This is a genomic window from Streptomyces sp. NBC_01264 (assembly GCF_026340675.1).
GTDB lineage: Bacteria > Actinomycetota > Actinomycetes > Streptomycetales > Streptomycetaceae > Streptomyces.
In genome coordinates this window covers 472195-484880 of sequence record NZ_JAPEOX010000002.1, presented here as the reverse complement: position 1 = coordinate 484880, position 12686 = coordinate 472195, and the positions used below count along the sequence as shown (strand labels likewise).

Genomic DNA, 12686 nt, shown 5'->3' with positions numbered 1-12686 from the left:
TTCCCCGCGACCAGCTCGATCCGGGGCGGAGACGTCACCAGCGTCGGTTCACCGTTGCCTTGCCGCCGGTCACCAGGCTCGCCGGCGGAACGTCATCGGCCACGACCGCGCCGGCGGCGATCACGGCGTCACGGCCGATGGTGACGCCGGGAAGGATCGTGGCACCGGCACCGATCCATACGTTCTCCGCCACGTCGATGGGCGCGCCGGTGAGGTACAGGCGCCGCTCCTCGGGATCGACCGGGTGTCCGCTGGTGATGAACGTGACCTTCGGACCGACCATGACCCGCGCGGCGAGCCGGATGCCGGCGTAGTCCAGGAACGTGCAGTTCTGGTTGATGAACACGCGCTCCGCGAGCTCGAGGCGCAGGCCGTGGTCCGTGAAGAAGGGCGGATAGATCGTGACCCGCGGCGGCAGCGGCTTGCCGAGGATCTGTTCGAACAGCCGCGCCTTGCCCTCTTCGTCCTCGAAAGGCAGGACGTTCAGGCGCGAGGTCAGCTCGGTGACCCGCAGGACCCTTTCGGCCATGGCCTGGAACTCGGCGCTGTGGATACGCATGAGACGGTCGCTGGACATGCCGTGATCCTTTCGGATGCGGCGGCGACCGGCAAGACCGACCGGCCGTCCAGCCGACTGGCCGTCCGGCCGTCCGGTCCTGTGCTGCCCCGCCGACGGCCGGCCCGGGGGGAGCCCGGGCCGGCCGTCGGTGCGCGGACGCGCTACGAGGTGTACGCCTCCAGTTCCGACAGCTGGCCCGCGGGCCAGCCGGTGTTGCCGGTGAAGGTCAGGCGCAGGTGGCGTACGCCGGACGAGGGAAGCGTGAGGGTGACCGTGTTGGATCCTTCGGTGAAGGTGTAGGCGGCGGAGGCCTTCAGCGTCGACCATGCCGCGTTGTCGGTGGATCCGAGCACCGACAGGGTCTGGCTGCGCGTGCCCCAGGCCGCGGGGAGCTTCAGCACCAGGCGGCCGACGGTCTGGGTGGCACCGAGGTCGACGGTGAGCGACTGGGGGAAGGCGTTGTTGTTGCTCTCCCAGTAGCTGCCGGCGTTCCCGTCGGTGACGTTGGCGGCCACGTAACCCTGGGTGTGGGTCGTGTCGGTCGCGCTCTTGCCCTGGGCGAGGTTGGTGCCGGCCGGCGGAGTGGTCGGCGGCGGAGTGGTCGGAGGGGGAGTGGTCGGCGGGGTCGTCGGGGTGCCGTCGGCCGCCGCGTAGACCTCGAACTCCGAGATCTGTCCCGCCGCCCAGCCGGTGTTGCCGGTGACGTTCAGCCGTACGTAGCGGACGTCGGCCGGGTCCAGGGTGAGCGTCGCACTGTTGCCGGAGGCGGGGTTGAAGGTGACGCCCGCGGCGGCACGCAGCGTGGACCAGGCGGAGTTGTCGGTGGATCCGAGCACCGCGAGGTTTTCGGTCCGGGTGGCCCAGTCGGAGGAGGGCGGGAGCTTGAGGGTGACCTTGCCGATGCGCTTGGTGTCGCCGAGATCCACCGTCAGGGTCTGCGGGAAGGAGTTTCCGTTGCTCTCCCAGTAGGTGGAGGCGTTCCCGTCGACGGCGTTCGACGCCGCGTACGACTGGACGGCCGACGAGGCGGTGGCCGGCCTGCCCTGGGCGAGGTTGCCGTTCGGCGGGGTGGTGGGAGGAGTCGTCGGCGGGGTCGTCGGCGGCGTGGTGGGGGGTGTCGTGGGCGGGGTCGTCGGGGGAGTGGTGGGAGGCGTGGTCGGGTTGCTGGGAACACCGCCGTTGGTCCACACCGGCGCGGGCCACAGCCCGGAGCACGTCTGCCCGGTGTTCCAGCCGGAGTTGCCGCCGCCATCGGTGATCTGGAGGCCCGCACCGATGCAGTTGTGGATCGGGGTCGCCGACTGGGCGATGTTCTTGGCGGTGACACGGGTGAACTTCGCGGCGAGGTTGGACTGCGCCTGGATGGCGTAGGTCCCGGCCCCGTCGATGTTGACGTCTGAGAACTCCACCCCGCTGATCGGGCCTTCGATCGAGTGGATCGCCGCGTAGGAGGAGTCCAGGATGTCGGTGTCGGAGATCTTGATGCTGGCGCCCTGGACGGCCTCGTTCAGGCCGGAGAACCAGATCGCGCCGACCCCGAAGTTCCAGTTGAAGTCGCTGTTGCCGGTGCGGATGAGCGTGTTGCGCGCGGCGGTGATGGTGCCGGCCACCGCGGTGCCCTTGCCGGAATTGACCCCCGGATAGCGATTGGCGATGTGCAGGCCGCCGCCGTTGCTGATGGTGTCGGACATGACGTTGTCCGAGATGGTGAAGTCCTTGCCGCCGTACGTGACGATGTTGTTGGCGAGGATCGGCAGGACGACCGTGTTGTGGTCGAAGCTGATGTTGGTGTTCGGCTTGTCCTGGGGCCAGGAGGCCAGACCGTCGTCACCCGCGTTGCGCACAAAAGTATTCGTGACGCGAGAATTCGTGACACCCGTGTGGAAATTCACGCCGTCTGCCGTCATGTCGAGGAAGCGGCTGTTCTGGATGGTGAAGCGGTCCATCGGGCCGTCCATCCAGGCGGCGACCTTTACGTGCTGGATCCAGAGGTTGTCCACCGTGGAGGTGGACATCGCGCCGCCCAGGGCGTTGACCTGGTCGTCGTCGATCCGCTCGCGGATGTCGCCGATGATCGCGAAGTCCTTGAGGGTGACGTTCTTGCTGGGCCCGTTCGCCTCGTGCGACCTGACGGGACCCGTGTAGCCGCCGCCGGGGACGTACTTTCCGTAGAAGCCGGCGGCGCGGTTGCGGTTCACCGGGTCGCGCCCGCCGAAGACGGAGTACCAGGGGCCCGCGCCCTGGACCGTGACTCCGTCGACGACGACGTGGTCGTAGAGGGTGTAGTTGCCCGGCGGGACGTAGACCGTCTTGCCCTGCGCCTGCCCCGCGTCCACGGCGGCCTGCATGCGGGCCGTGGAATCGGTGGCGCCGGTCGGGTCCGCGCCGAAGTCGGCGACGGCGTCGAGCGCCCCGGCCGGCTTGCCGGTCGCGGGGGCGACCTGCTCGAAGTCGGCGAGGTCGATGGTGAAGGTGGGTGACTGCGCGGTCGAGGTGACCTGCACGCGGATCTTGGTGCCCGCGGGGTAGATGGAGCCCAGCAGCGTGCGGGACTCGTCGTAGAAGTGGTGCGGGTTGGTGTCGCCCGGGTTGTTGTTGAAGGGATAACCGCCGTAGTACCAGCTGTACTTGGAGGTGACGGGGAGGGTCTTCACCGACTGGCCGTTCGCCCGTACGTCCAGCGTCGCGTCGCGCCCCTTCCCGTCGCCGGTGTCCGGGAGGCTGTAGCGCAGGGACATCGCGTTGGCGGGCTTCGTCAGAGTGAACTCGACGTACTGGCCGACGGCGTTCAGTGTCACGGCCTGCCGGCCGGACGCCTCCGACGGGAGGTTCCCGTAGAGCCGGTCGGGGCCGACGAGCGCGCCGTTGGTGGCCGCGTACTCGGCCTCCAGTTCCGTGAACGGCACGCTCGCACCCCGCCCGGCTATGCCGATCGGGGAGGGCGCGGGCACCCCGGCGGCGTGCGCGGCGGGGGCGGCGCCGAAGGTCAGGGCGGTGAGGGCGGCGGTCCCGGTCAGGGAGAGGGCCAGGAAGACGGCGCTGGCCCGCCGTCTGAGGGAGCGGACTTGCTCGGGCGTAGGGGGACTGCTCTGTGGGGGCTGGGGCACGGGCACGCACGTCCTTGCGGCTCGATCGGCGGGAGCGGGAGTGGCTCAACCCGGGACGCTACGACTCCGCATGGAGGAAGTCTATGATCCTGCGCAAAAAACAGACGTGGTCTCGCAATATCCGCCTCTCCGGGGGGCCCCTATGGGTTTGGTCAAGGTGATGGGGCGGGTTGGGGTTCGTAGAAGGTGCCGTCTCGGAGCATGGCGAAGAGGACGTCGGCTCGTCGTCTGGCGAGGCAGAGCAGTGCTTGGGTGTGGTGCTTGCCCTGGGCGATCTTCTTGTCGTAGTAGGCCCGGGACGCGGGGTCGGCCAGAGCGGCGAAGGCGGAGAGGAAGAAGGCTCGTTTGAGCTGCTTGTTTCCTCTCCGGGACGGCTGTTCGCCGCGGATTGACGAGCCGGAGCTGCGGGTCGTTGGGGCGAGGCCAGCGTAGGCGGCGAGGTGGGCGGCGGAGGGGAAACTGGATCCGTCGCCGACGTCGATGAGGATGCGGGCTCCGGTCCTGACGCCGATCCCCGGCATGGACGTCAGGACCTTGGAAAGAGGGTGGCCCTCCAGCAGTTCCTCGATCCGGGCGGCGAGGAGTTTTCGCTGGTCAAGGACTGCCTGGAGTGAGTTGGCGAGGCTGGGGACGATCAGTGCGGCCGCGTCGGTGCCCGGGACGACGACGCTCTGCTCGTCCAGCGCGGTGAAGATGTCCTCGACGAGGCGTTCGGCCATCCGCGGCGCCTTGGGACGTATCAACGTGACGAGGCGACGGCGTCCGGCCTTGCGGATCTGGGCCGGGGAGCCGAACTGGTCGAGGAGCTTGAGCACGGCCGGGTGCTGCACTCGCGGGCCCAGGACCCGTTCGAGAGACGGGTGGATCTGCGTGAGAAGGCCGCGGAGGCGGTTGCTGATCCGGGTTGCCTCACCGGCGAGGTCGTCGTCGAAGCCGACGATCATCTCCAGCTCGGCGATGGTCTCTTCCTCGAGGTCGACCGAACGGAGCGTGTGCGGCATGACGCGGGCCGCGTCCGCGATGACGAACGCGTCGCGGGCATCGGTCTTGGCCTCGCCCGGATAGAGATCGGCGATCCGCCTCATCGTCAGCCCTGGCAGATAGGCCACCGGGCAGCCCATGTCACGGGCCACCGCCAGCGGCAGAGCACCGATCGAGGCCGGCTGGTCCGCGACCACCAGCACGGTCCCGTGCTTGGCCTGCAGTTTTCCGAAGACCTCGCGGAGCTTGGGCTCGCTGTTGGGCAGCCGTTTGTCGAAGGCCTTCTTCCCGGCTGGGGTGACGGCGGTGGCGTGGTGTTCGCCCTTGCCGACGTCCAGGCCGAGGAAAGCACCGATGCCGCTGATGTCGATCACGTGCGTCCTCCGGTCGTCCTCTTCGCCCGACCGTCCCACGGCACCGATCGCCACATCCACATTACGAAGAGCCTCCCGACCTGCAGAAAGGCCGGTGGTCATGCCCCTAATCAGCGGTCTGTCGATGCCTCCGGAGCTGGTGACACCACCCCCCAAGACATGCGATCGACAGGGGGAGAAAGTCATGCCAACTCCGGAGGCCGGGCGCCCCATTGCGGGGCAACCAAAACGGTAATGGGGGGGGGATATCCAGCTGCCGGTCATGACTGACACCGACCGTCGAAGTCCCGACGGTCTCGGAGAAGGTCCAAGCCCGGTGCGCCGGTTCAGGAGCGGTCGATGGGCGGCTCACCGTACGGTCGCGTGCGACGGGCGGACGCCGGAACGCGGTCGCGCTTCCGTCGGCGAAGCGTCGCCGGCTTCGATCTCGATCGGGCCGGGGCAGTGAGGTCGCACGTCCGAGCTGCCACTCGCCTCACGAGGCAGGCCGGTTCCTTCGCCTTCAGGCGTCGAGGAAGGCGTAGTAGTCGGCGCCTGCGACGAGCACGGACGTGAAGGAGAGCGGGAGCCCGGCGGCATCGCGGCGGACCTCCTGCGAGGTGCGGCGGGTGAAGCCGAGCGAGACGCCGGGCACGACCAGGCTCTCGGCGTCCGGGGCCGCCACGGCCCAGCCGCGCTCGCGCACCCGGCGGAGGACGTCCTCGGCGGGGTCGGCGAACACGTCGTGGCCGTCGAACACAACCCGCGTGGCCGTGGCCTTCCCCTGGCCCGGCCACCACAGCTCGACCGCACTGAGGCACCCGTCCCCGTCGAAGTACGCGGTGTAGCCCACCCCGTCGAAGGAGCCCACCGCCCGCCGCTCGGGGCGGCCCGGGCGCGGCCCGATCACCCGCGGTTCGCCCCACGGGCCCACGGCGGCCATCGCCTCGCCGAAGGCCATGCCGAAACGCAGGGGGTGCACACCGTTCGGCGGGTCGAGGACGAGGTCCATCATGCTCTCCGGTCGGTCTGTTCGAGGACGCCATAGCCTATCGACCACCCCCGAACCACCGCCGCCGGGGGCACCGCCCCCCCCCGCCCGACGAGGCGAGGCGGCTCCCTTGCCGCCCTGGACGGACGGCCTGGCCTGGCCGAAGCCGCTCCGGCCCGCCTTCCCCGTTGACCCAGGTCGCCTTCGTCCTGCGGACCGATGGCATGGATGCTCAGGGCCCGGGCCCGGGAACCCCATGGCGCGCTGGCGGCGATCGCCGGGGAGGACGGGCCCAGCGCGGAGTTGTCCCGGGCGCCCCGCACGGGGTTGAGCTAACGCTCGCACCAGCTGAGGAAGTCCCGGGTCGAGGGGACGTTCGGGGGTCGGCGACCGTCCACGTTGCCGGTGACCAGGCGGCCGGCAAGGGGACCGGTCACCCCGCATGGCGTCCGAGCAGTCCACGTGAGTGAACCCCGCGGGCTGCCGTCCGCCGGCTGCCGGTTCATCGTGAACAGCCTGCACCCGTGCAGCGGAAGAAGACCGTAGAAGGGACCGGAGCCGCGGCCCCCGAGTGCGGTGAGAAACGCTCGACAGGCCGCAGGCAGCACGTTGTGGGGCTCGATTCCGAAGGCGGCGGTGCCGGCGGCGCTTCTCTCGGCTCCGAGAGCCTACCGATCGGACGGTTCCGTACTTTCGGTGCGAGCGATGCGGTGCAGGGTGCGGATGGCCGGGATCGACAGCAGGGCCGCGCAGCCGGCCAGGCAGGTGCCGGCCGAGACCAGCAGCAGTGTGGTCGGGGAGGCCAGTCGGGTGGCCGGGCCCGCCAGGATCTGGCCGAGCGCGATGCCGGACACCGAGCCGGCCAGCTCGTACGCGGTGACCCGGTTGAGAACATCCGGCGGCGTATGGGTCTGCACGCTGGTCGCCCACATCACCGACCAGAACGCCCAGGCGCCACCGCCGATGACGTGGCCCGCCAGCAGCACCGGAAGTCCGGCGCCCAGTGCCACGCACAGCGGCAGCACCGCGAACAACACCATGGCCAGCGCGCCGGCGGCCAGCGGCCGGGCCGGACGCAGTCGCAGGGCGAGCAAGCCGCCGAGCACCGTTCCGACACCGAGGGAGGAGACGGCCAGGCCATACGCGTTCGGGCCCAGCCGGGCTCCGATCACCGCTGAACTCAGCGGCACCATCGGGCCGAAGAGCAGTACGCCGTACGCCACCCAGATCAGGATCACCGCCCACATCCAGGTGCGGGAGCGGAACTCCCGCCAGCCCTGGCGCAGGTCGCGACGGAGTGAACTCGGCTCGGCGGAGGCAGAGACGGAGGCGGAGACGGAGGTCGAGTCGGTGTCGGCCGGGGCTTCCGGGGACGCGGCGGCGGGGGAGAGGCGGATGAGCCCCAAGCACAGGGCACTGAGCACGAAGGTGCCGGCGTCGATCGCGTAGACGGTTCCGGCGCCGGTCAGCACGATCAGGAGTCCCGCCAGGGCCGGGCCGAGCAGTTGGGCGAGCGCGTCGGCCACCTTGAGCGTGGCGTTGGCCCGCTGCGGTTCCCGTGCGACCAGCGGAACCATGCCGTTGACGCCGGGCTGGAACATCGCGACGGCCGCGCCGGCCACTGCCGCCATGGTCACCAGTAGCCAGAACGGCGGCGTCCCGGCGAAGAAGGCGGCAGCCAGCACGCCCTGGGTGACCACCCGGACGAGGTCCGCTCCCACCATCATCCGGCGCGCCCCCACCCGGTCGGCGAACACCCCGCCGAACAGGACCAGGAGCACGAACGTCCCGGTCCAGGTGCCGAGCACCAGGCCGACCCCGGAGATCCCGTACAGCGGGCCGACCGCGAGCGCGGCGGCCACCGGCATCATCGCGTCACCGACCAACGAGACCGCGCGGGCGGTGAAGTAGAGCGTGAACCGGCGGTCCCACAAGGAGGGCTTGGCGGTCGGCGGACCGGTCCCCGCTGTCTGTGTCCGTGTCGGCGTCTGTGTCGGCGTCTGAGTCTGTGCGGTCGTCACACATCGATGCTGGACTAGACCAATCCCTCACTCCAGTGTCCCGAACGACACGATGGGGTACTTTCGCGCCATGACGTCTCGTACGCCGCCGAAGTCCCCGGCGCTCCACCGGGTCGTGGCCGTGCTGCAGCCCCCGCAGTCGACCTTCCCGCTGGCCTGCGCGACCGAGGTGTTCGCCGACCACAGCCCGGCCATCCCCGCCCGCTACGCCTTCGAGGTCTGTACGGAGCACCCCGGCCCGGTACGGACCCAGGCCGGGTACGACCTCCTGGTCACGGCGGGCCTCGACGCCTTGGAGCGCGCGGACACCATACTGATCCCGGGCTGGCAACAGCCCGCCGGCACCGAGGTGTCGACCACGCTGATCGCGGCGATCCAGCGGGCACACGGCCGCGGCGCGAGGATCGTCGGCATCTGCTCGGGGGCCTTCGTGCTCGCTGCCGCCGGACTGCTGGACGATCGGCGGGCCGCCACCCACTGGGCGCAGGCATCAGAACTGGCCGACCGGTTCCCGCGGGTCCGGGTCGACCCCGCCGTGCTGTACGTGGACCACGGCGACGTCGCGACCAGCGCAGGGTCGGCCGCCGGCGTCGACCTCTGCCTGCACCTGGTACGCACCGACCAGGGCGCCGCGTACGCCATGCGGATCGCCCGCCGGATGGTGATGCCCCCGCACCGCGAGGGCTGCCAGCTGCAGTACGCCGAGCTGCCCACCTCCGGACCGGTCGCGGACTCACTGGCCCCGCTGCTGGAATGGCTGACCGGCAGGCTCGACCAGCCGGTCAGCGTCGCCGAGATGGCGGTCCGCGCCCAGGTCTCGGCCCGCACGCTGACCCGGCGCTTCACCGACCAGTTGGGGATCAGCCCCGGACGCTGGCTGCTGGACCGGCGGATCGCCGCCACCCGGGCCCTGCTGGAGGAGACCGACCTGCCCGTGGAGACCATCGCGCACCGGGTCGGCCTCTCCTCGGCCGTCAACCTGCGCCGACGCTTCCACGAGGCCCTGCGCACCACGCCCGCCGCCTACCGGCGAGCCTTCCGGGCGGACGCGAAGGAGCCCCCCTGCCCGCCACACGAGGTGGCGGGCAGGGGGGCGGGGGAGAGGGAGCGGGATCACTTGCCCAGGTAGGCGTTGATGATCGTGACCTCGGAGACGTTGCCCTGCTTGTCGGTGACCTTGGCCCGGAAGGAGATCCCCTGGTTCTTGGCGGGGTTCCGGACGGAGACCGCGCCGTCGGTGACCGTGACGCGCTTCCAGGTGGTGCCGCCGTCGAGGCTCACGGAGACCGTCAGCGCCTTGAGGTTCTTCCCGGAGGCCGCGCCCTGCACGGTCACGGGGATTCGGGTGACCTTGCCCGCCGGAGCGCGGGAGGCGATGTCGAGCGGAGCGTCGAAGCGCACCGTGGAGACCGGGAGCGCGGTGTGGGCGGCGACCTGGCGGGAGCGGAAGGTGAAGCTGGTGTCGATGCGGGTGGAGACGGCAGAGACGTCCGCGAACCGCTCGACGGAGGTGGTCAGCCGGTACTTGGCGTCGGCGCCGTCGACCGTGAAGGGCTCCCAGCCGCTCAGCGGGTCCTCGTTCTCGGCGACCTTGACGCCGTTGCGGTAGAGGGTGGTGGCGGTCTTGGTGGCCGCCGAGGAGCCCGCGTGGCCGGCGTCGTCGCCGAACAGGGGCACCGCGCCGGTGATGGTCTGCTTCCCAGTCTCCGGGTCGGGCGCGCTGCGGAACACGCCCAGGCCCTTGCCCAGGACCGGTCCGAAGACCCCGGTGTTGAAGGTCTCGCGGTACGAGGAGCCGGCCTTGTAGCGCTTCGGCTCCAGGGAGGCCTGGTCGGCCTCGACGCGCTGGTCGCCGTCGGCGTTCGGGGCGCCGAGCTGCCAGAACCCGCTGCGCCACGTGGCACCGTCGAGGGCGGAGAGCAGGAGCGTACGGGTGCCGGGAGCGGGCTGCACGGCCCCGTAGAAGTCGCCCTGGGACATGCCGGGCAGGGTGGGGGCGGCGTAGGCGTAGCCGGACTTGCCGGGGGCGGGCGCGCCCATCTCCACGGAGAGCTTCGCCAGCTCCGTCGCCTTCAGGTGCCGCTTGTACCCGGTGGCGAGACGGTTCGTCACACCACCGAGGGCGACGTTGTACTGGGAGGCCGGAGCCTTGATGAAGGTCGCGAGCCAGCTCTGCGTGAGCGAGCCGTCGGTCACGGCCGGCCCCATGTGGGCGGAGCGGAACCCGGTGTAACCCTTGGGGAGGACCCAGCCGTTGCCGAGGTGGCCTTCGCCGACCTTCTGCTGGTAGTACGGCAGGGCGAAGTCGGCCGTGGCCAGACCGGGAACGGTGATGTCCACCGGCTTCGCGGTGCGCGCGTCGACCTTGACCTTGGTCGTTCCGGTGACCTCCAGCCGAGGCTGGACCAGCCAGTCGACGCCCTTGGTGAGGTCCGAGCCGTCCTGGTACACGGCGCCGTGGAGGGCGTAGGTCCCCTTGGGCAGGCGCAGGGTGCGGGAGCGGGTCTCGTTGCTGACGCCCTCCCATATGCCGTCGGCGGCGCCCCCGATTCCGAACAGGGAGTGGGAGAACTCGCGGGCGGGTCGGCCGTCGCGGTCGATCGTCGTGACGGTGACGTCGTACGCCTCGGCCTCACGGACGGCCGCCGCGCCCGAGCGCACCGACTGGCCGCCGCCGGTGGCGGTGACGTAGGCGGAGAAGGAGCCGTCGACCTCGCCGAGCCGGGTGTCGGCGGACAGGGCCACCTCGGCCCGGCCACCTGCGGGCACGGTCACCTTGTCGGCGCCGAGCACGAAGAACCCGGCCGCGGCGGGCTTGCCGTGGGAGTCCGTGCCGGTCACCGCGAGGTCGAGGGTGACGGCGGTGGTACCGAGGTTGCGGTAGGCGATCTTCTTGGTGAGCGGCTTGTCGTCGGCGTGCGGCCACTGGGCCGTGCCGAGGGAGACCGACGGCTGCTCGGTGATCACCGTCTGGGTGAGGGCCTTGTCCACCTGCACGCGGCCGGTGCCCTGCTGCTGGACGCCGCTCAGGCCGTCCTTCGTGGACGCGGTCAGCGCGCCCTTGAGCTCGGCACCGGTCCAGCCGGGGTTCTTCTGCTTCAGCAGGGCCGCCGCACCGGCCACGTGCGGGGTGGCCATGGAGGTGCCGCTGAGCTTCAGGTATCCAGGGGCGGGGTGCTGGGCCGCGGGATCGGTGTCGAGGCTGCTTCCCGGGGCGGCCGCGGCGCTGATGCCGACGCCGGGCGCGGTGAGGTCGGGCTTGACCGCTCCGTCGCCGACCCGCGGGCCCCTGCTGGAGAAGTCCGCGAGGGCGTCCTTGGAGTCGACGGCGCCCACGGTCAGGGCGGCGTCCGCGCTGCCGGGCGAACCGATCGTGGACCCGCCGGGACCGTCGTTGCCCGCGGCGATGGCGAACAGGACGCCCTTGTCCGCGGACAGCCGGTCGACGGCGGCCTCGACCGGGTCCACTCCGGGGAAGTCCCTGCTTCCGAGGCTGAGGTTGACGACGTCGGCACCCTCGGCGACGGCCCACTCCATGCCCGCGATGACCGCGGAATCACTGCCGTAGCCCTGGTCGTCGAGGACCTTGCCGCTGATCACCTTGGCGCCGGGCGCGACGCCCTTGAGCGCTCCTCCGGACGCGGCCCCGGTTCCGGCCGCGATGGAGGCCACGTGGGTGCCGTGGCCGACGCGGTCCGTGGCGTCGGGGGAGTCGGAGAAGTTCTTCTCCCCGACGACCTGGCTCTTCAGGTCCGCGTGGGTCTTGTCGACACCGGTGTCCAGGACGGCGATCTTCACGCCCTTGCCGTCGAACCCGGCCTGCCAGGCCCGGTCGGCGCCGATCTGCTTCGTGCTCTTGTCCAGGCTCGCCCGGCGTACGCCGTCCAGCCAGACCTTGCCGATGCCGGCGTCGGCGGCCCGTGCGCCGCGCGTCGTCGGGTTCGTCAGGGCCTCCCAGACCTTCGTGGCGTCAGCGGGCGAGGCCTCGACGGCCTCGGCGTTGACGGTCCGGAGGGTGCGTCCCGCACCCTTGCCGGCGGCGGACCGCAGCTCGCCCCGCGCCGCCCCGGCGTCACCCTCGTACTGGACGATCAGGCCGAGTCCGCCGCGGTGCAGCGCGCGCAGCGTCGGGTCGGCGAGCGTGGTGACGTCGAAGAGGCGCCGGTCCAGCTTGCCGTCGGCCAGCAGGGCCCGGGCATCGGCGGGCAGCACCAGGGTGCGGCCGTCGGCGCGTTCGATCTGGACCGGTACGCGCTCACGGCCCTTGGCGGGCTCGAAGCGCAGGACGGCGCCGCTGCCGTTCACGGTCACCCGGTCACCGGTGATCAGCGTGACGGTCACGGGGGTGCCCGTGTCGCCGGCGGGAGGGGTGGTGCTCGTGGGGGAGGCGGCGGAGGCCGCCCCCGCGGGGCCGGTCAGCCCGGTGCTGAGGGCGACGACGGCGGTGGCGAGGGCGAGGGCCCCCGCGGCACGTCGAGCCCTGTGGGTCCGTATGAACAACTGTGCTCCTGGACGGCGTGCACGGTGGCCGGAGCCGTGGTGCACGCCCCGTCGTGTGGCGTACGTGGCGTACGCGGTGGGTGCGTTGACGTCGTGGTGACGTGGTGGTGACGCCGATCGCCGGGGCCCGGTCGTCCGTGTCCCACCCGCCACCAGGGGGAGCGGCGGGGGTGG

The 12686-nt window shown here is 71.2% G+C and carries 7 protein-coding genes; 1 reads left to right on the top strand and 6 read right to left on the bottom strand.

Features of this window, described 5'->3' with window-relative positions; genetic code table 11:
- Positions 1-34 precede the first annotated feature (34 nt).
- The 5 genes from OG435_RS35085 to OG435_RS35065 all read right to left on the bottom strand — a co-directional run bounded on the left by OG435_RS35085 (position 35) and on the right by OG435_RS35065 (position 8012).
- Positions 35-577, bottom strand: coding sequence for a DapH/DapD/GlmU-related protein (locus OG435_RS35085; protein WP_266883173.1), 543 nt, complete (start codon positions 575-577; stop codon positions 35-37).
- Positions 578-720: 143 nt separating this feature from the next.
- A complete protein-coding gene (locus OG435_RS35080) occupies positions 721-3666 on the bottom strand; it encodes a discoidin domain-containing protein (RefSeq protein ID WP_266883171.1) in 2946 nt (981 codons plus the stop codon).
- 152 nt (positions 3667-3818) lie between these two features.
- Positions 3819-5021 carry an IS110 family transposase gene (locus OG435_RS35075; protein WP_266883169.1) on the bottom strand — a complete coding sequence of 401 codons (1203 nt, stop codon included), beginning with the start codon at positions 5019-5021 and terminating at the stop codon, positions 3819-3821.
- A gap of 502 nt (positions 5022-5523) precedes the next feature.
- Positions 5524-6015, bottom strand: coding sequence for a hypothetical protein (locus tag OG435_RS35070; protein WP_266883167.1), 492 nt, complete (start codon positions 6013-6015; stop codon positions 5524-5526).
- A 644-nt stretch (positions 6016-6659) separates the two neighbouring features.
- The gene (locus OG435_RS35065; RefSeq protein ID WP_266883165.1) at positions 6660-8012 is read right to left on the bottom strand and encodes an MFS transporter; all 1353 of its coding nucleotides are present in this window, start codon (positions 8010-8012) and stop codon (positions 6660-6662) included.
- A 70-nt stretch (positions 8013-8082) separates the two neighbouring features.
- Between OG435_RS35065 and OG435_RS35060 the strand changes: the two genes are divergently transcribed.
- Positions 8083-9141: a GlxA family transcriptional regulator gene (locus OG435_RS35060; protein WP_266883163.1), complete on the top strand. Its 1059-nt coding sequence runs from the start codon at positions 8083-8085 to the stop codon at positions 9139-9141.
- Here OG435_RS35060 and OG435_RS35055 read toward each other — a convergent pair.
- Positions 9126-12506, bottom strand: coding sequence for a S8 family peptidase (locus OG435_RS35055; RefSeq protein WP_266886360.1), 3381 nt, complete (start codon positions 12504-12506; stop codon positions 9126-9128). The genes OG435_RS35060 and OG435_RS35055 overlap by 16 nt on opposite strands.
- Positions 12507-12686: the final 180 nt, after the last annotated feature.